Raw genomic sequence first — 22,053 nt, 5'->3', positions numbered from 1 at the left:
TTTTTCACTACCTTTTCCGGCTCGGGAATTCCGGTCGTCGAAGACCGTGTGGGCGGGAATCGATCCGTGCGGGATCTCGTTCCCACATGCCCGAAGAGTCGGATCCGGGCGAGGGGCCGGTCAACGGGTTCCCCGGTTTCCCAAGCGGACCGGCAACCAGGGAAACCGCCTCTGAGCTGCGCATATACCTCGGGTCTCCGTACTCGGCACCTGATGAGATGATTCCTCCCGAATGTCAACAGGCGTCCACTCACCGGCGGATGTGCGACGGCCCTGGTCATCGGGAAAGGCCAAAGACAGTGACGGATGGGGCGACGTGCCGCGATGGAGTCGACGAAGCCGGGGCTTCCGAGGCGCTCCCGCCCGGTGAGCTGCTGCGCCGACTGCGGCGGGAGCGGGGGGTGTCGCTCGTACAGCTCGCGCGGCTCGCCTTCTACAGCAAGGGATATCTGAGCCGGGTCGAGAACGGTGAGAAGCCGCTGACGCTGGGTCTGGCCCGGGCGTGCGACCGGGCGCTCGACACCGATGGGACGCTGGAGCGGCTCGCGCGGGCGGCTGATGCCACGTCGGATCGGAAGTCCGCGTCGGAGGACTCCGGCGTCTGCCCGTACCGCGGGTTGTCGTCCTTCGGGCCCGACGAGGCGCAGTGGTTCTTCGGGCGGGACGAGGCCGTGGCCAATCTCGTCGCGCGGCTGGCCGAGCGGCTCGTGGACGGTGCCGGGGGGCCGTTGATGGTCGTGGCGCCGTCCGGGGCCGGCAAGTCCTCGCTGCTGCGGGCGGGTCTGCTGCCGGCGCTCGCACGCGGCGCGCTGCCGGCGCGCGGCGCGCACGCGTGGCCGACGGTGGTGCTCACCCCTGGCGAGCGCCCCCTGGAGACGCTGCTGGCTCAGCTGGCCGCCGTGAGCGGCGCCGCCCCCGCAGCGCTGGCCGACGCGTGGGAGCAGGGCCCGGAGACGTTCGGCGAGTTCGTCCAGGAGGTGAGGTCAGGGCCGGGCGGCCTCGTGCTCGTGGTCGACCAGTTCGAGGAGGCGTTCACGCTCTGTCAGGACGAGGACGAGCGGGGTGCCTTCGTGAACGCGCTCCTCGCGCTGTCAACCGGCGCGCCCCATGACGACGGCCGGTCGCCCGCCCTGGTCGTCCTCGGCGTACGGGCGGACTTCTACCACCGCTGTCTCGCCCACCCCGGCCTGGCGCTCTCCCTCCAGCGGGGCCACGTCGCCCTGGCGCCGATGAACGAGGCGCAGCTCCGCGACGTCATCACCGGCCCGGCGCGACAGTCCGGGCTGACCGTGGAGGCCGGGCTGGTGGAGATCCTTCTGCGCGACGCGGGACTCGCGCCGAACGGTGGCGCCCCGCGCCCCGGTGCGCTGCCTCTGCTGTCCCACGCCCTGCTGTGCACGTGGCAGCACCGCGACGGCGCTGCCCTGACCGTGGCCGGCTACCGGCTGACCGGGGGTATATCGGGCGCGGTGGCGTCCACGGCGGAACGCGCGTACCTGTCCCTCACCCCTCCTCAGCAGGAGGTGGCCCGGCGCGTCCTCCTCCAGTTGGTGAACGTCGCCGGGGAAGGGGAACGGGAGACCAGCCGTCCCGCCCGCCGGGCCGATCTGCTGGATCCGGAACGGGAAGCGAACGGGAAAGCCGACGCCGCCGCCGTGCTGGAGGTGTTCACCCGGGCCCGGCTGCTCACCCACGACGCCGACCGCGTGGAACTCACTCACGAGGTGCTGCTGACCGCATGGCCCCGGCTGCGCCGCTGGGTCGACGACGATCGCGCGGGGCTCCACATCCATCAGCGTCTGGCGGAGACGGCCGCCGAGTGGGAGGCGGAGGGCCGGGACAGCGGGCTGCTCTACCGCGGCGGCCGGCTGGCGGCGGCGCGGGAGTGGGCGGCCGCTCCGGGGCGTCATACGGTGCTCGGTTCGGCGACGCGGGTGTTCCTGGACGCCAGCGTTCATCACGACGGCGCGAAGAGACGGGCGAAGAAACGCGCTGTGAAGCGGCTGAGAACTCTGGCGTCGGTTCTCTCCGTGCTCCTCGTCCTGGCCCTGACCGCCGGTACCTTGGCCTTCCAGCAGTGGCGGTCGGCCAAGAGCAACCACCGGCTCGCCCTGTCCCGCGAGTCCGCGGCGCGGGCGGATCTGCTCGTCCGGGAGTCCCCCGAGGCGGCGATGCTCTCCGCGCTCACGGCCTATCGTCACTCACCCACCGTCGAGGCGCGCGGCAGCCTGCTGAGTGCCTACGCCCGGCATCGGGCCGACGATCTCGGCGGCCACCGGGGCACCGTCAACACCATCGCCTACTCCCCTGATGGGCGCGTCGCGGCCACCGGCAGCGACGACCACACGGTCAAGCTCTGGGACGCCGCGTCGGGGGAGGTCCTGGCGACGCTCCGGGGGCACACCCACAGCGTCAACGCGCTCGCGTTCTCGCCCGACGGCCGGACGCTCGCCTCCGCCAGCCACGACCGCAGCACCAAGGTTTGGGACGTCTCGACGCGCAAACTGCTCAGCACTCTCAAGGGCCATCAGGGCGGCGTCCTCGACGTGGCTTTCACCCCGGACGGGCGCACTCTCGCCACCGCCGGGCACGACCGCACGATCCGGCTGTGGGACACGGCCACCTACCGGCAGACGGCCGAGCTGGCCGGGCACGAGCAGCAGGTGATGAACCTCGCGTTCTCCCCCGACGGCCGGACGCTGGCCTCCGCGGGCAACGACCACACGGTCAAGCTGTGGGACACCGTCACCCTGAAGGAGACGGCGACGCTCGAAGGGCACACCGACTCGGTGATGTCCGTGGCCTTCTCCCCCGACGGCCGGACGCTGGCCACCGCGAGCGCGGACCGCACCGCGCGCCTGTGGGACGTGGCGTCCCGCCGCCCGCTCGCCACGCTCACCGGCCACACGGGGACAGTCGCCCGGGCCGCGTTCCTCCCCGACGGCCGCACCCTCGCCACCGCGAGCCACGACCGCACCATCCGGCTCTGGGACACCACCACCCACGAGACGACCACGACCCTGACCAGCGAACTGCCCGTCAACGGACTGCACGTCAGCCCCGACGGCCGGACGCTCGCCACCGTGTCGCTCGACCCGCCCGGGCCGGGCCCGGCCGCGGGCACCTCCGGCGAAGCGCCCGGCGCCGGCATCTGGGACGTGACGGCGGGCCGGATGACGACGCCGCTCGGCGCGCGCCGGACGCCCCGCCAGGTGGCCTTCTCCCCGGACGGCCGGACGCTCGCCGTCGGTGACGCCAACGGTGTGGTGAGCCTGTGGTCCGCCGGCGACCGCCGGCTGGTCACCACCCTCGCCGGGCCCGCCGAGGCCGTCACCGGGCTGGTCTTCTCACCCGACGGCCGGACGCTGGCCGGCGCGGGCGCGGACGGGGCCGTACGGCTGTGGAACGTGGCCTCCCGGCGCACGGTAGCCACCCTCACGGGTCACACGCGTGCCGTTCTCGCCCTCGCGTTCAGCCCCGACGGCCGTTACCTCGCCACGGCGGGCGACGACCGTACGACCCGGCTGTGGAACACCACGTCGTGGAGCTCGGACGTCATCGCCTGTGGCGACACCGACGAAACGGTCACCCTGGCCTTCAGCCCCGACGGCCGCACCCTGGCCAAGGGCAACGCCAACGGCTGGGTGCGGCTCGTGGAGGTGGCCTCCCGTCGCGTCGTCGCGGTCCTTCCCGGGCAGTCGGCCACCACGTGGGCCGTGGCGTTCAGCCCGGACGGCCGCGTCCTCGCCACGGCCGGGTCCGACGGGGACGTACGCCTGTGGGACACCGCCACGCGTCGCCGCACCCGGACCCTCACCGGCCACACCGGCGTCGTCAAGGCCCTGGCGTTCTCGCCCGACGGCCGCACCCTGGCCAGCGGCGCCGCCGACCGCACGGTCCGGCTGTGGGACACCGGCGGCAACCGCACCACCGCCATCCTCACGGGCCACGACGACACCGTCGTCTCCCTCGCCTTCCCGCCCGACGGCCGCGCGCTGGCCACGGCGAGCCTGGACCGGACGAGCCGGCTGTGGGAACTCGACGCCGACGACGTCGCGTCCCGCGTCTGCGCGCTCAGCACCACCCAGGAGTGGCACAGCCTCCTCACCGACCTGCCGTCCGGGGCGCCCTGCCCCTGACGCCGGGCGGCCGGTCCGCTCCCCACGTGCCGGACCGGCCGCCCGTGCGTCCGTCCCCGTCCGTCCCGTCAGTTGACGCGGATCGGCGGGGTGCCCGGGCCCGGCTTCATGGTCTTCTCCGCCATGGGCACCTGGAGCTCGCCGCCGGTGTCGTAGAGCGACAGGGCGGCACGCGCGGGGGTGTCCAGGCGGACGGTGTTGTGCGTCCACTCGACGAAGTCCGTGTGCCGCGCGCCGTCACAGCGCAGGTCCCGCTTGGCCTTCGTCGCCTTCAGCCACGTGGCGTTGGCGGGAGGGGCCGGATAGGAGGTGAGCGTGATGTCGAGGCGGTCGGTCGCCGAGGTACAGGCGTAGTCGAAGGACACCAGCACCGAGGGAATGCTCCCCCGCCCGATGGAGATCTTGTCGACGCTCACGAACGGCGCACGCCCTCCAGCGACGGTGGCGGTGGCGCCGGCGGCTGTCGCGGGAATCGCCGCGCCGAGTCCGGCGGCCGAGACCAGCAGGGCGACCCCTGCGGCGCGAAGGGAGGTGGGCTTCACTGGCGTGCTCCTCGAAAGCATCGTGGCCGAAAGGAACCGGCGTGGACCGGCACGGCCGAGTCCATCCCGGCCGCGACCGGCCGTCGAGGGGTTGCCCTGTTTACCGTTCGCGAAGGAAACCGGACACCCCCAAGTCATGGCCACTCCTTGACCTCCTGTTTAATTGCACTTTGTTCGCAATAGCAAGAGATCTTGATTAGAGGTGTGGGCATGACGGCCCGGTCCATACGGGGAGTGGCCGCCACGGCCATGGCCGGCATCCTCGCGGCAGGCGCGGCGGCCTGTTCGACGCCCGGCGGCGGTGACAAGGCCGGGAAGGGCAAGGACTCGCTCGTCGTGGGTCTCGCCAACGAGCCGGAGACGCTCAGCCCGCTCCTCGGCTACGGCAAGGACGGCAACTCGAAGATCTTCGACGGGCTGCTCCGCCGCGACTCCGCGATGAAGCTGGAGCCGGCCCTGGCCGCCGAGCTGCCGAAGGTCACCGACGACGGGCGGACGTACACGTACAAGCTCCGCAAGGGCGTGACGTTCAGCGACGGCAAGCCGTTCTCCGCCGAGGACGTGGTCTTCACCTACCGGACCATCCTCGACGAGAAGACGAACAACGCCGCCAAGGGCGAGCTCGCCGCGATCGACAAGGTCACGGCCGCCGGTGACGACACCGTCGTCTTCGCGCTCAAGTACCCCTACGCGCCCTTCGCCGAGCGGACCGTCCTGCCGATCGTGCCGGAGCACGCGGCCAAGGGACAGGACGTCAACACCGGCTCGTTCAACACCGCGCCCATCGGCACCGGGCCGTACGTCCTCACCGGCTGGAGCAAGGGCGAGAAGCTGACCTTCAAGGCCAACCCCGCCTACTGGGGCGGCGAGCCGAAGGTCAAGAAGCTCACCATGGCGATCATCAAGGACGACGACGTGCGCGCCACCCGGCTGCGCTCCGGCGACCTCGACGGCGCGATCCTGCCGCCGAACCTCGTCAAGGGCTTCAAGGGCGACAAGTCCAGAACCACCCTCACCGCCCGGACCACCGACTTCCGCGGGGTGACCCTGCCGACCGCGAACAAGGTCACCGGCGATCTCGCCGTGCGCCGCGCCCTCGACCTCGCCGTCGACCGCGACGCCATGGTCGACAAGCTGCTGGAGGGCGCGGGCCGGGCCGGCTACGGGCCCGTGCCCACGGACAGCGAGTGGTTCGCGAAGGGCACCGAGCGGCCGCACGACCTGGAGAAGGCGAAGAAGCTGCTGGACGACGCGGGCTGGCGGGCCGGCGGCGACGGCGTCCGGGAGAAGGACGGGCAGCGCGCCGCGTTCACCCTCTGGTTCCCCGCCGGTGACAAGCTCCGCGAGGAGCACGCCCTGGCCTTCGCCTCCGACGCCAAGAAGGCCGGTGTCGACGTCAAGGTGCAGAGCGGCACCTGGGAGGTCATCGAGCCGCGGATGAAGGAGGACGCCGTCCTCGCCGGCGGCGGCAACCCCGCCGACCCCGACTTCGACCTCTACAACCTGCTGCACTCCTCCCTCGCCCTCGACGGCTTCAACAACATGGCCGCCTACGGCGACCCCGCCGTCGACAAGGCCCTGGAGGAGGGCCGGCGCGGCGGTGACAAGGCCGCCCGCAAGGCGGCGTACGACGCGGTGCAGCGAGGTCTCGCCGACAACCCCGGCTATGTCTTCCTCACCCACGTCGACCACCTCTACGTGATGAACGGCGGCCGGAAGGGCCTCACCACCCAGGTCGAGCCGCACGACCACGGCCTCGGCGCCGGCCCGTGGTGGAACGTCGAGGACTGGCAGCCGGAGAAGTGACACACCGGTCCCTCCCCTGGGGGCCGATGGCCCGCATGGCGGGGCGGCGGCTGCTGGCCGCCGTCCCCCTGCTCGCCGTCGTGACCTTCGGGGTCTTCGCCCTCGCAGCCGCCTCGCCCTTCGACCCGGCCAAGGCCTACGCCGGCTCCGCCGGGCTCGGCGCCGGGCGGGACGTCCTGGACCAACTCCGCGCCAACCTCGGCGCCGACGAGCCGTTCGTCACCCGCTGGTGGGACTGGCTGGGCGCCGCGCTCACCGGTGACCTCGGCGAGTCGGCGGCGTTGCGCCAGCCCGTTTCGCACGTCATCGGCGAGCGTGTCGGGTGGTCCGTGCTGTTGTGCGGTGTCGCCTTCGCCGTGGCCGTGACCGTGGGGACGGTTTTGGGCGTTCTCGCCGCCCGGCGGCGCGGCGGATGGCTCGACCGGGCGGTCACCGCGCTCGCCTACACGCTGGAGGCGGCCCCGCCGTTCTGGGTGGGGCTGCTCGCCGTCTGGTTCTTCTCCGTCGAGCTGGGCGTCCTCCCGGCCGGCGGTCTCACCGACACCGGCACCGACGTCGCCACGGCCGGCCAGGTCGCCTCGCACCTCGTGCTCCCGGCGGCCGTCCTCGCCGCCACCCAGCTGCCGTGGTTCGTGCTGTACGTACGTCAGGGCGTGGGGGACGCGCTGGCGGAGGACCCCGTGCGCGGCGCCCGCGCCCGTGGTCTGCGCGAGCGGACGGTCCTCCTCGGCCACGCCCTGCGGTCCGGGCTGCTGCCCGTCCTCACCCTGATCGGCTCCCGCGTGCCCGAGCTCATCACCGGCGCGCTGCTGGTGGAGACCGTGTTCAGCTGGCCGGGCATCGCCTCGGCGACGGTCGAGGCGGCCACCAAGGTCGACTTCCCGCTGCTCGCCGCCCTGACCGTGCTCGCCACGGCGGCCGTGCTGGTGGGCAATCTGCTGGCCGACCTGTTGTACGGGCTGGTCGATCCGAGGATAGGTTTCGATGGGTAGCCGCACGATGGTCAGCCGCACGTGGGCCCTGCGGGTCTCGGCCGGTGTCATGGCCGCCGTCGTCCTCGCCGTGCTCGTCGTACCGCTCGCCGTGCCGCTGGACGAGCAGGCCGTCGACCTCGGCGCGAAGCTGCTCCCGCCGGGCGCGGCGCACCCCTTCGGCACCGACGAGGTCGGCCGCGACCTGCTGCTGCGCTGTGTGTACGGGCTGCGCGTCTCCCTGCTCGTGGGTGTGGTGGCAGCGCTCGTCGCGACCGTCGTGGGCACGGCGGCCGGGGCGCTCGCGGGCGCGTTCGGCGGCTGGCCGGACCGGCTGCTGATGCGGCTCGTCGACCTCTTCTCGGCCGTGCCGCACCTGCTGCTCGGCATCTTCGTCGTCGCCCTGTTCCGGCCCGGGATCTGGCCGGTGGTCGCCTCGGTGGCGGTCACCCACTGGCTGTCGACGGCGCGCGTGGTGCGGGCCGAGGTGCTGTCGCTGCGCTCCCGGCCGTACATCGACGCGGCCGTCTCCGGTGGCGCGTCACGCTGGCGCGTGACAGTGCGGCACCTGCTGCCGGCGGTGCTGCCGCAGGCGGGGCTCGCGGCGGTCCTGATGGTGCCGCACGCGATCTGGCACGAGTCGGCGCTGTCCTTCCTGGGCCTGGGGCTTCCCACGCACCGGGCGAGCCTGGGCAACATGGTCAACAGCGCGCGGGGTTCGCTGCTCGCGGGCGACTGGTGGCCCACGCTCTTCCCCGGCCTGTTCATCATCGTCCCCACCCTCGCCCTCGCGGGCCTGGCCGGCGCGTGGCGGGCGCGGCTCAACCCCCGGCACCGATCGGAGCTGACGCTGTGACGACGGTCCTTTCCGTCCGTGAACTGTCCGTACGGTTCCGAATGCCCGGCGGCAGGCATGTCGCCGCCGTCGGCGACGTCTCGTTCGAGCTGGCCGCCGGGGAGTGCCTCGCCCTCGTCGGCGAGAGCGGCTGCGGCAAGTCCGTCCTGGCCTCGGCGCTGCTCGGGCTGCTGCCCGGCAACGCCGAGACATCCGGGGAGGCGCGCCTCGGCGACGGCCTGGAGCTGCTCTCCGCCGACGAGCGGACGCTGGCCCGTACCGTCCGGGGCCGCCGTATCGGGCTCGTGCCGCAGAGTCCGGCCGCGCACCTCACGCCCGTCCGGACCGTGCGCGCGCAACTGGCGGAGACGGTCCGGGAGCTGACCGGCGCCCGAGGGGCCGCGCTGGCGGAGGCCGTGGAGGCGGCCGCCGCGCGGGCGGCGTTCCCGGCCGGTCACCTCGACCGCTATCCCCACCAGCTCTCCGGCGGCCTGGCGCAGCGCGCGGCCACCGCGCTCGCGCTCGTCGGCGACGCGCCGTTGCTGCTGGCCGACGAGCCGACGACCGGCCTGGACCGCGAGCTCGTCGACCGCACGGCCGACGAGCTGCGCCGCCACGCGGACGCGGGCCACGCGCTGCTGATGATCACGCATGACCTGGCGGCGGCCGAGCGGATCGCCGACCGCGTCGCCGTGATGTACGCGGGCCGCGTCGTCGAGATCGCGGACGCGGCCGTGTTCTTCGGCGCCGCCGGGCCCCGGCACCCGTATGCGCGGGGGCTGCTGGACGCGCTGCCGGAACGGGCGTTCACCCCTATTCCAGGCATGCCGCCGGAGCTGGGGGCGCTGCCCTCGGGCTGCGCCTTCGCGGCGCGCTGCGCCGTGAAGGCGTCGGCTTGCGAGGCCGTGCCGGCGCTCGTCGGCGGGGTGGCCTGCCACCATCCGCACCGCCCGGCCGCCGAGGAGGCCCCCCGTGCTTGAGCTGCGCGGCATCACCGCCGGGTACGACCGGCGCGAACCGGTCGTCCGCGATGTGTCGCTGACCATCGGCGACGGCGAGGCCGTGGGGCTGCTCGGGCCCAGCGGCTGCGGCAAGTCCACGCTGGCGCGCGTGGCCGCGCTGCTGCACCGGCCGGACGCGGGGACCGTCGTCATCGACGGCGAGCCCGCCCGTGGCTGGCGGCACCGCGCGCCGCGCGAGCAGCGCACCGCGTTCGGGGTCGTCTTCCAGCAGCCCCGGCAGTCGGCCGACCCCCGGCTGCGGCTCCGCGACCTGATCGCCGAGCCGCTGCGGGCGACGGGCCGCCGCGCCGAGGCCGCCGCCCGGGTGGACGGGCTGGCGCCGGTCGTCGGCCTGTCGGCCGAGCTCCTGGCGCGCCGCCCGCACGAGGTGAGCGACGGGCAGCTCCAGCGGGCGTGCGTGGCGCGGGCGCTGGTGGCGCGGCCGCGGTGGCTGATCTGTGACGAGATGACGGCGATGCTGGACGCGTCGACGACGGCGGCGTTGGTGGGCGTGGTCGAGGAGTACCGCCGGGAGAGCGGGGCGGGGCTGCTGGCCGTTGGGCACGACGCGGTCTTGCTGGAGCGGTGGTGCGACCGGACAGTGCGGTGGGGGAGCCCCTGACCCGCCCCTTCGCCGTTTCCCGGGGGCTCCGCCCCCGGACCCCCGGTCCTCAAACGCCGGACGGGCTGAATATGGTCCCCGTGATTAGGGTGACGCAATGACAACGTATGTGGCGCTGCTGCGCGGTATCAACGTCGGCGGCAAGAAGCGTGTCCCCATGCAGACCCTGCGGGAGCTGCTGGCCGGCATGGGGTGCGAGGCCGTCCGTACCCATCTCAACAGCGGCAACGCCGTCTTCACCCACGCCGGGGCCGACGAGGGGACACTGGCCGCGCGGCTGGAGGAGGCCATCGAACGGGAGCTGGGGTTCTCCGTGACCTGTCTCGTGCGCGAGGCGGGTGAGATACGCCGTGTCGTCGACGCCAATCCGTTCGCCGGGCAGGAGGTCGACCCCTCGCGGTTTGTGGTGACCTTCCTCGCCGGCCCGGCCGACCCGGCCACCGTCGCGGATCTCGACCCGGCGGCGTACGCGCCCGAGGCGTTCGCGCTGGGTGAGCGCGAGGTGTATCTCCACTGCGCGAACGGCATCCGGGACTCCCGGCTGGCGAAGGTGCTCACCGAGCGGCGGCTGGGCACAGCCGGCACCGGGCGCAACTGGAACACCGTGACGAGGCTGGCGGACATGGCCGGGGAGTGACCGCCGCGCTCAGCCGGACACCGGCTCCGCTTAGCATTCGAACATGAAGCTGCGTCTCCCCCGTCCGCGCGGGCGGCGGCTGTTCGCCGCCGTCGCCGCGGTCGTCGTGCTCGGTGGTGCCGGCACCTGGACGGTCGCCTCGGCCACCGGCGGCGATCCTCCCGTGCGCCGCGAGGACCGGTCGATCGTCATGCCCGAGGGCCCGGGCGGGGGCAAGGACACCGTCCGGATCGACACGTCCTTCTTCACGTCCGGCCCCGCCGACGAGCGCCGCCCGGCGGTGCTGCTCGCGCACGGCTTCGGCGGCAGCAAGAACGACCTGCGGCCCGAGGCGGAGGAGCTGGCCCGTTCCGGCTACGCCGTGCTGACGTGGTCCGCGCGGGGTTTCGGGCACTCCACCGGGCGGATCGGCCTCAACGACCCGGACCGTGAGGTCGCCGACGTCAGCCGGCTGATCGACTGGCTCGCCCGGCGCCCCGAGGTCCGCCTCGACGCGGCCGGGGACCCGCGCGTCGGCATCGCGGGCGGCTCGTACGGCGGTGCGATCGCGTTGCTCGCCGCCGGGTACGACAAGCGCGTCGACGCCATCGCCCCGCAGATCACCTACTGGAACCTCGCCGATTCCCTCTTCCCCGGCGACGTCTTCAAGAAGCTCTGGGCCGGGATCTTCTTCACCACCGGCTCGACCACCGGCTCGGCCTCGGCCGGCAAGGGCACCCCCGGCCCCTCCGGCTGCGGCCGGTTCGAGCGGAGCCTGTGCGAGATGTACGAGCGGGTGGCCGTCGCCGGGAAGCCCGACGCGGACGCGCGGAAACTGCTGGAGCGCCGCAGTCCTTCCGCCGTCGCGGACCGCGTCAAGGTCCCCGCGCTCATCGTCCAGGGGCAGAACGACTCCCTCTTCCCCCTCGACCAGTCCGACGCCGCTGCCGCCGCCATCCGCCGCAACGGCGCGCCCGTGGCCGTCGACTGGATCGCCGGCGGGCACGACACCGGCGTCGCGGCCGAGCAGGACCGGATCGAGCAGCGCACGCGCGCGTGGTTCGACCGCTACCTCAAGGACGACGAGTCCACGGGCACCGGACCCGCCTTCCGCGTCAGCCGCACCGGCGGCATCGACACCACCGACGGCAGGGCGCGGCTGCGCGCGGCGACCGGCACCCGCTACCCCGGGCTGCGGTCCGACACGCGGACCGTGCCGCTGACCGGTGGCACGCGGTCGTTCGCCAACCCGGCGGGCGCCGCTCCGCCGGCCGTCTCCGCCGTGCCCGGCGTCGGGGGCGGGCTCTCCCAGCTGTCGGGCCTCGGCCTCGGGGTGTCTCTGGACTTCCCCGGCCAGTACGCCCGTTTCGACTCCGCCCCGCTGGCCGAGGGCGTCCGCGTCACCGGCACGCCCACCGCGAAGGTGAAGGTCGCCTCCGACACCGGCGAGGCCGTCCTCTTCGCCAAGGTCTACGACGTCGGCCCCGGCGGCCAGCAGCAGTTGCCCGGACAGCTCGTCGCCCCGGTGCGTGTCGAGGACGCGAAGGACGGCAGAACGGTCGAGCTGCGCCTGCCCGCGATCGACCACACCTTCGAGGCCGGGCACCGGATGCGGCTCGTGCTCTCCGCCACCGACCTCGGCTACGCCTCCCCCACGCACCCCGCCACCTACACCGTCTCCCTCGCGGGCGGCGGGCTGAGCGTCCCGACCGCCCCCGGCGTGCGGACCGGCTCGGCCGGCCTGCCGTGGTGGACATGGGGGCTGCCGGCTGGCGGCGTGCTCGTCGCGGCGGCCCTGCTGCTCACCGGGCGGCGCCGCACCACCGCCCCCGCGCCCGACCCGGAGCTGGCCGACGTGCCGCTGCGGATCGCCGGGCTGAGCAAGCGGTACGCCAAGTCGGCGGACCGGTACGCCGTGCGCGACCTGTCGTTCCAGGTCGAACGCGGACAGGTGGTGGGGCTGCTGGGGCCCAACGGCGCGGGCAAGACCACGACGCTGCGGATGCTCATGGGCCTCATCCGGCCCGACGCCGGGGAGATCCGGGTCTTCGGGCACGCGATCCGGCCGGGCTCGCCCGTGCTGTCGCGGGTCGGCGCGTTCGTCGAGGGCGCGGGCTTCCTGCCGCACCTGTCCGGGCGGGCCAACCTGGACCTGTACTGGCGGGCCACCGGCCGTCCCGCCGAGGACGCGCACTTGGAGGAGGCCCTGGAGATCGCGGGGCTGGGCTCCGCGCTGGACCGGGCCGTGCGCACCTACTCGCAGGGCATGCGGCAGCGCCTCGCGATCGCCCAGGCCATGCTGGGCCTGCCGGACCTGCTGATCCTCGACGAGCCGGCCAACGGGCTGGACCCGCCGCAGATCCGGGAGATGCGCGAGGTGATGATCCGTTACGCGGCGGCCGGCCGCACGGTGATCGTCTCCAGCCATCTCCTGGCCGAGGTCGAGCAGTCCTGCACCCATCTGGTCGTCATGGACCGGGGCCGGCTGGTCGGCGCGGGCCCGGTCGCGGACATCGTCGGCTCGGGCGACACCCTGCTGGTCGGCGTCGAGGGCACGCCGTCGGAGGTGACGGTGGACAAGGTGGCCGCCCTGCCCGGCGTGGCGTCGGCCGTGCGGGCCGACGAGGGGCTGCTGGTGCGGCTCGACGGCGCGACCGTGCCGGAACTGCTGGTGGAACTGGTCCGGCTGGAAGTGCCCGTGACGAGCGTGGGCCCGCACCGGCGCCTGGAGGACGCGTTCCTGACCCTGATCGGAGGCTCCGCGTGAGCGGCACCACGGCTGTCGAATCCGCGCCCGGCTACCGGGCCGGCCGCACCCTTCCGCTGCGCGTGGAGGCGGCGCGGCAACTGCGGCGGCGCCGCACACTGGTGATGGGCGCCGTGCTCGCGGTGCTGCCGTTCGTCCTGATCGCGGCCTTCGCGATCGGCGGCGACCGCCAGGGCCGCGACGGGCGGGTGACCCTGATGGACACGGCCACCGCCTCCGGCGCGAACTTCGCCGCCACCGCGCTGTTCGTCTCGGCGGGCTTCCTGCTGGTGGTGCCGGTGGCGCTGTTCTGCGGTGACGCGGTGGCCTCGGAGGCGAGCTGGTCGTCGCTGCGGTACCTGCTGGCCGCGCCCGTGCCGCGCGCCCGGCTGCTGTGGGCCAAGCTGGCCGTGGCGCTGGCCTTCAGCGCGGCGGCGATGGTGCTGCTGCCGCTGGTGGCGCTCGCGGCGGGCACGGCCGCCTACGGCTGGGGGCCGTTGCGGATCCCCACCGGAGGCTCCCTGGACGCGGGCACGGCGACGGGCCGGCTGGCCCTCTGCGTGGCCTTCGTCTTCGTCGGCCAGCTGGTCACGGCGGCGCTGGCGTTCTGGCTGTCGACGGTCACGGACGCGCCGCTGGGCGCGGTGGGCGGCGCGATGGGCCTGACGATCGTCGGCAACGTCCTCGACGCCGTCACGGCGCTGGGCGACTGGCGGGACCTGCTGCCGGCCCACTGGCAGTACGCGTGGGCCGACGCCCTCCAGCCGCGCCCGGAGTACGGCGGGATGGTCAAGGGCACGGCGGTGTCGGTCGCGTACGCGGTGGTGTTCTTCGCGCTGGCGTTCCGGCACTTCCGGGGGAAGGACGTGGTGTCCTGATCAGGCCAGAGTCCTGGCCCGCAGCCCCTCGGCGAACGCCCGCGCCGCCTGGAGATCGGTGGCGTCGGGCCGTCCCTTCCTGATCCCGCCGACGAGCTTGAACGGCAGCCAGGTGTCGTACCCGCGGCACTGGAAGGTGTCGTTCACGTCGAAGCCCTTCCGCTCCAGGAGCCGTGCGAGGGAGCGGGTGTGGGGCCGGAAGGGCGGCTCGGGCAGTCCGCTGGTGGTGAAGACGAACGCCTTGCGGTACCGGCCCTCCGGCAGCGACTCGGCGAACCGGCGCAGCCGCGGGTGGATGTTCTGCGTGTAGATGCCCGAGCCGAATCCCACCAGGTCGTAGGCGGCGAGCTCGGCCGCGTCGATCTGTTCGGGCTCGACGACCCGGGCCTCCAGGACCTCGCCCATGACGTCGGCGATCCTCTTGGTGTTGCCGTGGGAGACGGAGGTGCACACGATGACGGCCTTCATGATGTCGCTCCTTTCGCTGTGGCTCGTACCGTGAGGACACCGCCCGGGCGACGGGCGTGACAGGAACGGGCTGTGGCGGCGATCACAGCCCTTGCCCGGGCTCCTCCGCCCCGTACACCGGCCCTTCCGTCCGCGCCCCTGCCAGCAGCTCCCGTACCGCCGTTCCCGCTTCTCCCGGTGTCCAGCGGTCGCGTTTGTCGGCCGTGGGGCCCGGGTGCCAGCCCTCCATGACCGTGATGCGGCCGGCCTCCGCCTCGAAGACCCGGCCGGTGACGCCGGTCGCGTCCGCCGACGCCAGCCAGACCACCAGCGGCGAGACGTTGGCCGGGGCCATCGCGTCGAACCCGCCGTCCTCCGGCGCGGCCATCGCCTCCGCGAAGACCCGCTCGGTCATCCGGGTGCGGGCCGCCGGGGCGACGGCGTTGACCTGGACGCCATAGCGGGCCAGTTCGGCGGCGGCCACGAGGGTGAGGGCGACGACGCCGGCCTTGGCGGCGGCGTAGTTGGCCTGGCCGACACTGCCCAGCAGCCCCGCGCCGGACGTGGTGTTGACGACGCGCGCCTCCGGCACGCTCCCCGCCTTCGCCCGCGCCCGCCAGTGGGCGGCGGCGTGGCGCAGGGGCAGGAAGTGGCCCTTGAGGTGGACGCGGACGACGGCGTCCCAGTCGTCCTCGCCGAGGTTGACGAGCATGCGGTCCCGCAGAAACCCCGCGTTGTTGACGAGCGCGTCGAGGCGTCCGTACGTCTCCAGGGCGGTGGCGACGAGCGAGCGAGCGCCCTCGTCGGTGGCGATGTCGCCGCCGTGGGCGACGGCTTCGCCGCCCCGGGCGCGGATCTCCTCGGCGACGAGCCGGGCGGGGTCCGCCGAGGCGCCCTGCCCGGCGGGCCCCGCGCCCAGGTCGTTGACGACGACCCGGGCGCCCTCGGCGGCGAGCGCCAGCGCGTGGGCGCGGCCGAGGCCGCGCCCGGCGCCGGTGACGACGGCGACCCGTCCCGCGTGGATTCCGGTCATGCCGTTCCTCCCTGTGCGGCCTGTGCCGCGGCGAGGAAGGCGGGGGCCTCGCCCCCGCCGTGGACGAGCAGGGCGGCCCCGGTGATGTAGGCGGCCCGGTCCGAGGCAAGGAAGACGGCGGCCTCGCCGATCTCGTCGGGCTCGGCGAGCCGCCCGGCCGGTACGGTCCGGCCGACGGCGGCCAGGCCCGCCTCGCCGCCGTAATGCGCCCGCGCGGCCGGGGTGCCGACCATGCCGAGGACGAGGGTGTTGACCCGGATGTCCGGGGCCCACTCCACGGCCATCGTGCGGGCCAGGTTCGCGAGCCCCGCCTTGGCCGCGCCGTAGGCGGCGGTGCCGGGCGAGGGTCGGGTGCCGCTGACGCTGCCGATCATCACGATCGCCGCGGCCGCCGGGCCGGGCCGCGCCCGCAGCAGCGGCCGGGCGGCGAGCGAGACGGCGAGCGGCACGAGGAGGTTGAGCTCCAGGACGCGGACGTGCCGGGCGGCGTCCGCCGAGTCCAGGGGCCGGTGGGGCGTGCCGCCGGCGTTGTTGACGAGGACGTCGAGCCGGCCGTACTCGGCGGCGAGCCAGGCGAAAACCTCCTCGACAGCCGCTGGTTCCCTCAGATCCGCGCTGTGGAAGCGGGCCGTCCGCCCCGCCGCCGTGACCGGCTCCCCGGGTGGGCGACGGGCGCACACCACGACGTGCGCGCCGGTGCGCAGAAAGGCCCGCGCGATGCCCGCGCCCACGCCCCGGGTGCCGCCGGTGACGAGAACGACCCGGCGGCCGTCCGGCTCCGGCCCGGGAGTTCCGCTCATCCACGCCTCCCCCGGCGAACGGTCCGCTGCTACCGTCGACAACGGACCGGTACCTAACAAACGTTTGGTGGAAAGGTAGCCGATGGGCATCTCCACCGCACGCCCCGAACCGGGCATCGCCGTCGTCACCGTGGACGTCCCTCCCGTCAACGCCCTGCCCGTCCGCGGCTGGTACGCGCTGGCGGACGCGGTCCGCACGGCCGGCGCCGACCCGGACACCCGCTGCGTCCTGCTCACCGCCGCCGGACGGGGCTTCAACGCCGGCGTGGACCTCAAGGAGCTGAGCGGCGGCGGCACGCCGGGCCACCGGGCCCTCGTCGACGTCAACCACGCCTGCGCCGAAGCCTTTTCCGCCGTCTACGACTGCCCCGTCCCGGTCGTCGCCGCCGTGCACGGCCACTGCCTGGGCGGCGGCGTCGGTCTCGTGGGCAACGCCGACGCGGTCGTCGCCTCCGACGACGCGGTGTTCGGGCTGCCCGAGCTCGACCGGGGCGCGCTGGGCGCCGCCACCCACCTCTCCCGTCTCGTACCCCAGCACCTGATGCGCACGCTCTTCTACACCTCGCGCACCGTCACGGCCGCCGAGCTCCACCGGCACGGTTCGGTCTGGCGCGTCACGCCCCGGCCGGGGCTCGCCGGGGCGGCACTGGAGCTGGCGCGGGAGATCGCGGCGAAGGACGGCGTGCTGCTGCGCATGGCCAAGGCCGCGCTCAACGGCATCGACCCCGTCGACGTCCGGCGGGGCTACCGCTACGAGCAGGGCTTCACCTTCGAGGCCGCCCTCGGCGGCGTCGGCGACCGGTACCGCGCCGCCTTCACCGCCGGCCGGCCGGGCCCGGGGAGGGAGGGGATATGACGGCCGACAAGAGGATGACCGCCGACGAGGCCGTGGCCCGGCTGGCGGACGGCATGACGATCGGCATCGGCGGCTGGGGGTCGCGCCGCAAGCCGATGGCGCTGGTCCGGGCCGTGCTGCGGGCCGGGCTGACCGATCTGACCGTCGTCTCCTACGGCGGCCCGGACGTCGGCCTGCTGGCGGCCGCGGGCCGGATCCGCAAGCTGGTGACGGCCTTCGTCTCCCTCGACTCGATCCCCCTCGAACCTCACTTCCGCGCGGCCCGGCAGCGTGGCGGGCTGGAGCTGGTGGAGCTCGACGAGTCGATGGTCATGTGGGGCCTGACGGCCGCCGCGCACCGGCTGCCGTTCCTGCCCGTGCGGGCCGGGCTCGGCTCGGACGTCATGACGGCGGGCCCGGGCCTGCGGACGGTGGTCTCGCCGTACGAGGACGGGGAGGAGCTGGTCGCCGTTCCCGCGCTGACCCTCGACGCGGCGCTGGTCCACCTCAACCGCGCGGACGCGCGCGGCAACGCCCAGTACCTGGGCCCGGACCCGTACTTCGACGACCTGTTCTGCGAGGCGGCCAAGGAAGCGTACGTCTCCTGCGAACGGCTCGTCACCACCGAGGAGTTCACGGACGAGGGCGGGCCGCAGACGCTGCTCGTCCAGCGGCACTGCGTCACCGGGGTCGTCGAGGCGCCGGGCGGCGCGCACTTCACCTCGTGCGCGCCGGACTACGACCGCGACGAGGCGTTCCAGGCGGCGTACGCGCGAGCGGCGGCCGACCCGGCGGCCTGGCGGGAGTTCGTCGCGCGCTTCCTGTCCGGCGACGAGGACGAGTACCGGGCGGCGGTCGCGGCGACACGCAGGGCGACACGCAGGCGGGAGGCCTCATGAACGTCAGCAGGGCCGAGATCTGCGTCGTGGCCTGCGCGGAAGCCTGGCGCGGCGACGGGGAGATCCTGGCGAGCCCGATGGGCACGGTCCCCACGATCGGGGCGAGGCTGGCGCGGCTGACGTTCGCCCCGGAGCTGCTGCTGACGGACGGCGAGGCGATGCTGATCGCCGACGTGCCGGCGCTGGGCCGCCCGGCCCGGGTGGTCGAGGGCTGGCTGCCGTTCCGCCGCCACCTGGCACTGGTCACCAAAGGCAGACGGCACGTGATGATGGGCGCGAGCCAGCTCGACCGGTACGGCAACCAGAACATCAGCCGCATCGGCGACGCGCGCCGCCCCGACCGGCAGCTGCTGGGCGTGCGCGGCGCGCCCGTCAACTCCCTCAACCACCCGGTCAGTTACTGGATCCCCCGGCACTCCCCCCGGGTCCTGGTCGAGCGCGTCGACATGGTCTGCGGCGTCGGCTACGACCGGGCGGCCGCCGCCGGGCCCGCCGCGACGCGCTTCCACGGCCTCCGGCGCGTCGTCACCGATCTCGCGGTGCTGGACTTCGAGACGCCGGACCGCACGCTACGGGTCCGCTCGCTGCACCCCGGCGTCACGGCCGAGGAGGTGCGGGCGGCCACCGGCTTCCCCCTCGACGTGCCGTCGGACGTGCCGCGCACCCGGCCGCCGACGGCGGCCGAACTGCGGCTGATCCGCGAGGTCGTCGACCCGGACGGCCTCCGCGACCGCGAGGTGCGGACGTGAGGACGGTGCGGGTGGACGTGAGGACGGTGCGGTCGTGAGGACGGCCCTCACCGAGCTCGTGGGCGTCCGGCACCCCGTCGTGCAGACCGGCATGGGCTGGGTGGCGGGCCCCCGGCTGGTGACGGCCGTCGCCGCCGCCGGGGGCCTCGGCATCCTGGGCGCGGCCACCATGACCCCGGAGCGGCTGCGGGCCGCCGTCCGGGAGGTGAGGTCCCGTACCGACCGGCCCTTCGGCGTCAACCTGCGCGCGGACGCGGGCGACGCCGCCGAACGCGCCGCGATCCTGATCGCGGAGGGGGTGCGGGTGGCGTCGTTCGCGCTGGCCCCCTCGCGGGAGCTGATCGCCCGCCTCAAGGACGCCGGCGTGGTCGTCATCCCCTCCGTCGGCGCCCGTCGGCACGCCGAGAAGGTCGCCGCCTGGGGCGCGGACGCGGTGATCGTGCAGGGCGGTGAGGGCGGCGGCCACACGGGCGAGGTCGCGACGTCGGTGCTGCTGCCGCAGGTCGTCGACGCGGTCGGCGTCCCGGTCGTCGCGGCGGGCGGCTTCCACGACGGCCGGGGCCTGGTCGCCGCCCTCGCCTACGGGGCGGCGGGCATCGCCATGGGCACCCGCTTCCTGCTCACCTCCGACAGCACGGTCCCGGCGCCCGTGAAGGCCGCGTACCTCGCCGCGTCCGTCAAGGACGTCACCGTCACCGACCGCGTCGACGGCCTGCCCCACCGCATGCTGCGCACCCCCTTCGTCACCGCGCTGGAGCGCGCGGGCCGCACCGCCACGCTCGTACGAGCGCTGCGGCACGCGGCGGCGTTCCGGGCGCTGTCGGGGCTGACGTGGGGACGGATGCTCCGCGACGGGCGGGCCCTGCGGCACGGCGGGGAACTCGGCTGGGGGCGGGTGCTGCTGGCCGCGAACACGCCGATGCTGCTGAAGGCGGCGATGGTCGACGGCCGGACGGATCTGGGGGTGATGGCCGCCGGGCAGGTGGCGGGGGTCATCGAGGACCTGCCGTCCTGCGCGGCGCTGATCGAACGGATCATGGCGGAGACGGAGGGGGTGCTGCGAGGATTGGGCCGGCATGTGCCGGAAGCGTAGGAGCGGATCGGAGGTCCGGGCGATGAACGACACGGCAGCCCGCACGCTGTGGGAGCTGTACGAACCCGTCCACGCCGTCGTCTACTTCGCCCCGGAGGCGCTGACCGCCTTCGAGGAGGCGGGGCTGCGGGGCTGGCGGCGCGGCTACTTCGCCGGACGGGCGGCACCGCTCGGGCCGGTGGGCCCGGAGCCGGTCACGGCGGCGTTCTTCGGCTTCGCGCCGGGGACGGTCGCCCGGGCGCTGCCATCGGTTTGGGACATCACTCCGCCTGCGCGGGCCCTGGAGATCCGGCGTGCGGGAGCGCGGGCCGCGCTGGAACGACTGCTGGCGGGCCGCGAGAAGGAGGCCGCCCGGGCGGGCGAACTGCTCGCCGAGGCCGCGCGCGGGCTCGACCCCGGCGGTCGGGTGCTTTTCGCGGCGCACGCCGCGCTGGCCTGGCCCGACGACCCGTTGGAACGCCTGTGGCACGCGGCGACGCTGCTGCGCGAGCACCGGGGCGACGGCCATGTGGCGGCCCTCGTCGCCGCCGGGCTCGACGGCTGCGAGGCGCTGGTGCTGCGGTCGGGCATCGACGTGCCGCGCTCGGAGCTCCAGCCCTACCGGGGCTGGACGGACGAGGAGTGGGAGGCGGCGGGGGCGCGGCTGGTGGGGAGGGGGCTGCTCGGAGCGGACGGGGTGGCTACGCGGGAGGGGCGGGCTCTTTTGGCGGTTGTGGAGGAGGGGACGGATCTGGCGGCGGGACGGGTTTGGGACGGGCGCAAGGTCGACGAACTACGCGCCCTGCTCGTGCCATTGGCGCAGGCGTGCGCCTCCGCGCTGCGGTTCCCGAACCCGATCGGGTTGCCGGGCAAGGAGTAGTGGCCCCGGTCCCGCCCTTTCACCGTTTCCCGAGGGGCTCCGCCCCCCGGACCCCCGGGTCCTCAAACGCCGGACGGGCTGAATACAGCCCGTCCGGCTCAGCCGTGGCTGAACACCGCGCTCGCCAAGGCCACATGGATCGCCGTGCCGCCCAGCACGCTCAGGACCGCGTTGCGGCGCCAGAGGTGGAGGCCGAGGGTGGCCGCGAGGGCCAGGGCGACGGGTGGGGCGGTCGTGAGGGAGACGTCGCGGAGGGTGTAGACGGTGAGGATCACCATCACGCCGACCGGCATGTGCACGCTGAGGTAGCGCAGGGTGTCGCTCGCCCGCAGGGGTGCGAGCGCGGCGAAGGGCAGGCAGCGGAGCGCCCAGGTGACGGCGGCGGATATGCCGATGGCGGCGGCTACGTACGTCGCGTTGTCAGGCACGGGCCGTCTCCCCTCGCGGCGCGAACGCGCGGCGGGCCAGGAGCCCGGCGGTGAACAGCCCCAGCGCGGCCAGCAGCATCTGCCCCGGCAGGACGAACCGGGCGACCAGCGCGCACACCAGGGCGAGGGCGGGCGTGGGGATGTCGCGCTTGGCGAGGTAGGCGTCGACGGCCAGGACGACGAACAGGGCGGTCAACGCGAAGTCCAGGCCGGTCAGTTCCGCCGGAACCAGCGCGCCGAAGAGCGCGCCGAGGGTGGCGCCGACGACCCAGTAGACCTGGCACAGCGCCTGGAGCCAGACGATCCGCCGGCCGCTCCAGCTGTGCGCCGACTCCCCCGTGGTCAGGGCGTAGGCCTCGTCGGTCAGCGTGTAGGTGCTGTAGACCTTGCCGGCGCGGCTCCTGACCCGGTGCAGCGGGAAGGACAGGGCGTAGAAGACGTGCCGGAAGTTGACCAGGAACGCCGTGAGCGCGACCTGGGCCAGCGGCGTCGCCGCGGCGATCAGGCCGACGAGGAGGAACTCCAGCGAGCCCGCGTACACGAAGGCGGTGATCGCGGTCGCCCACCACCACTGCAGCCCCGCGTGGACGACGAGCACGCCGAGGGCTATGCCCAGCGGGAACAGGGCCAGGCCCACGGAGCTGGAGTCCCCGAGGGCCGACCGGAAGTCGGACCTGGTGGGAGGGGGTGCGGTGACGTCTTGGCGCTCGAAGCCGATGGCCACGTCTGACGGGGCGTTCATGCGGCAATTTTA

Annotated in this window: 20 protein-coding genes; 14 read left to right on the top strand and 6 right to left on the bottom strand. The window is 74.2% G+C overall.

What is annotated here, in order from left to right; translation table 11 throughout:
- The first annotated feature begins 86 nt into the window (after nt 1–86).
- Entirely contained in the window at nt 87–4,139 is a 4,053-nt protein-coding gene (locus EKH77_RS28040; RefSeq protein WP_126917053.1) for a helix-turn-helix domain-containing protein, read from the top strand.
- 68 nt (nt 4,140–4,207) lie between these two features.
- Here the strand turns inward: EKH77_RS28040 and EKH77_RS28035 are convergent, their stop codons facing one another.
- On the bottom strand, nt 4,208–4,681 hold the full coding sequence (locus tag EKH77_RS28035; protein ID WP_126917052.1) for a hypothetical protein: 474 nt from the start codon (nt 4,679–4,681) through the stop codon (nt 4,208–4,210).
- 210 nt (nt 4,682–4,891) lie between these two features.
- On the opposite strand from EKH77_RS28035, the gene EKH77_RS28030 reads away from it, so the two are divergent.
- From EKH77_RS28030 to EKH77_RS27995, 8 genes are all read left to right on the top strand, one after another.
- A complete protein-coding gene (locus EKH77_RS28030) occupies nt 4,892–6,487 on the top strand; it encodes an ABC transporter substrate-binding protein (RefSeq protein ID WP_126917051.1) in 1,596 nt (531 codons plus the stop codon).
- A gap of 26 nt (nt 6,488–6,513) precedes the next feature.
- Complete coding sequence (locus tag EKH77_RS28025) at nt 6,514–7,479, top strand: ABC transporter permease (protein ID WP_126918341.1); 966 nt, start codon at nt 6,514–6,516, stop codon at nt 7,477–7,479.
- On the top strand, nt 7,472–8,314 hold the full coding sequence (locus EKH77_RS28020; RefSeq protein ID WP_126917050.1) for an ABC transporter permease: 843 nt from the start codon (nt 7,472–7,474) through the stop codon (nt 8,312–8,314). The genes EKH77_RS28025 and EKH77_RS28020 overlap by 8 nt, the downstream gene beginning before the upstream one ends.
- Nucleotides 8,315–8,355: 41 nt before the next feature.
- Nucleotides 8,356–9,273 carry an ABC transporter ATP-binding protein gene (locus EKH77_RS28015; protein ID WP_126918340.1) on the top strand — a complete coding sequence of 306 codons (918 nt, stop codon included), beginning with the start codon at nt 8,356–8,358 and terminating at the stop codon, nt 9,271–9,273.
- Complete coding sequence (locus EKH77_RS28010; RefSeq protein WP_126917049.1) at nt 9,266–9,916, top strand: ABC transporter ATP-binding protein; 651 nt, start codon at nt 9,266–9,268, stop codon at nt 9,914–9,916. The genes EKH77_RS28015 and EKH77_RS28010 overlap by 8 nt, the downstream gene beginning before the upstream one ends.
- Nucleotides 9,917–10,013: 97 nt before the next feature.
- Nucleotides 10,014–10,553 carry a DUF1697 domain-containing protein gene (locus EKH77_RS28005; RefSeq protein ID WP_126917048.1) on the top strand — a complete coding sequence of 180 codons (540 nt, stop codon included), beginning with the start codon at nt 10,014–10,016 and terminating at the stop codon, nt 10,551–10,553.
- A 43-nt stretch (nt 10,554–10,596) separates the two neighbouring features.
- Nucleotides 10,597–13,299, top strand: a complete 2,703-nt coding sequence (locus EKH77_RS28000; RefSeq protein WP_126917047.1) for an alpha/beta fold hydrolase — start codon at nt 10,597–10,599, stop codon at nt 13,297–13,299.
- A complete protein-coding gene (locus EKH77_RS27995) occupies nt 13,296–14,156 on the top strand; it encodes an ABC transporter permease (RefSeq protein ID WP_126917046.1) in 861 nt (286 codons plus the stop codon). Before EKH77_RS28000 ends, EKH77_RS27995 begins: the two co-directional genes overlap by 4 nt.
- On the opposite strand, the gene EKH77_RS27990 is transcribed toward EKH77_RS27995, so the two are convergent.
- The 3 genes from EKH77_RS27990 to EKH77_RS27980 form a co-directional block, all read right to left on the bottom strand.
- Entirely contained in the window at nt 14,157–14,624 is a 468-nt protein-coding gene (locus EKH77_RS27990; RefSeq protein WP_126917045.1) for a flavodoxin family protein, read from the bottom strand.
- Between the two features lie 82 nt (nt 14,625–14,706).
- Nucleotides 14,707–15,636 (bottom strand): SDR family oxidoreductase, encoded by a 930-nt coding sequence (locus EKH77_RS27985; protein ID WP_126917044.1) that lies wholly within the window; start codon nt 15,634–15,636, stop codon nt 14,707–14,709.
- Nucleotides 15,633–16,436, bottom strand: a complete 804-nt coding sequence (locus tag EKH77_RS27980) for an SDR family oxidoreductase (protein ID WP_126917043.1) — start codon at nt 16,434–16,436, stop codon at nt 15,633–15,635. The genes EKH77_RS27985 and EKH77_RS27980 overlap by 4 nt, the downstream gene beginning before the upstream one ends.
- Before the next feature lie 82 nt (nt 16,437–16,518).
- Here EKH77_RS27980 and EKH77_RS27975 point away from each other — a divergent pair, with 82 nt between their 5' ends.
- Genes EKH77_RS27975 through EKH77_RS27955 form a run of 5 tightly spaced genes read left to right on the top strand, consistent with a single transcriptional unit; the run spans nt 16,519 to nt 20,871 of the window.
- Nucleotides 16,519–17,292 (top strand): enoyl-CoA hydratase family protein, encoded by a 774-nt coding sequence (locus tag EKH77_RS27975; protein WP_126917042.1) that lies wholly within the window; start codon nt 16,519–16,521, stop codon nt 17,290–17,292.
- Nucleotides 17,289–18,170, top strand: coding sequence for a CoA transferase subunit A (locus EKH77_RS27970; RefSeq protein ID WP_126917041.1), 882 nt, complete (start codon nt 17,289–17,291; stop codon nt 18,168–18,170). The genes EKH77_RS27975 and EKH77_RS27970 overlap by 4 nt, the downstream gene beginning before the upstream one ends.
- The gene (locus EKH77_RS27965; protein ID WP_126917040.1) at nt 18,167–18,919 is read left to right on the top strand and encodes a CoA-transferase subunit beta; all 753 of its coding nucleotides are present in this window, start codon (nt 18,167–18,169) and stop codon (nt 18,917–18,919) included. Before EKH77_RS27970 ends, EKH77_RS27965 begins: the two co-directional genes overlap by 4 nt.
- Before the next feature lie 34 nt (nt 18,920–18,953).
- The gene (locus tag EKH77_RS27960) at nt 18,954–20,012 is read left to right on the top strand and encodes an NAD(P)H-dependent flavin oxidoreductase (protein ID WP_126917039.1); all 1,059 of its coding nucleotides are present in this window, start codon (nt 18,954–18,956) and stop codon (nt 20,010–20,012) included.
- Nucleotides 20,013–20,034: 22 nt separating this feature from the next.
- Nucleotides 20,035–20,871 (top strand): SCO6745 family protein, encoded by an 837-nt coding sequence (locus EKH77_RS27955; RefSeq protein ID WP_126917038.1) that lies wholly within the window; start codon nt 20,035–20,037, stop codon nt 20,869–20,871.
- A gap of 98 nt (nt 20,872–20,969) precedes the next feature.
- Here the strand turns inward: EKH77_RS27955 and EKH77_RS27950 are convergent, their stop codons facing one another.
- Nucleotides 20,970–21,299 carry a branched-chain amino acid transporter permease gene (locus tag EKH77_RS27950; RefSeq protein WP_126917037.1) on the bottom strand — a complete coding sequence of 110 codons (330 nt, stop codon included), beginning with the start codon at nt 21,297–21,299 and terminating at the stop codon, nt 20,970–20,972.
- Nucleotides 21,292–22,041 (bottom strand): AzlC family ABC transporter permease, encoded by a 750-nt coding sequence (locus EKH77_RS27945; protein ID WP_126917036.1) that lies wholly within the window; start codon nt 22,039–22,041, stop codon nt 21,292–21,294. Before EKH77_RS27945 ends, EKH77_RS27950 begins: the two co-directional genes overlap by 8 nt.
- Between the last annotated feature and the right edge of the window lie 12 nt (nt 22,042–22,053).

It is taken from the genome of Streptomyces luteoverticillatus, from assembly GCF_003970715.1.
Taxonomy (GTDB): Bacteria; Actinomycetota; Actinomycetes; order Streptomycetales; family Streptomycetaceae; genus Streptomyces; species Streptomyces abikoensis.
This window is presented reverse-complemented; position numbering and strand designations above follow the sequence as displayed.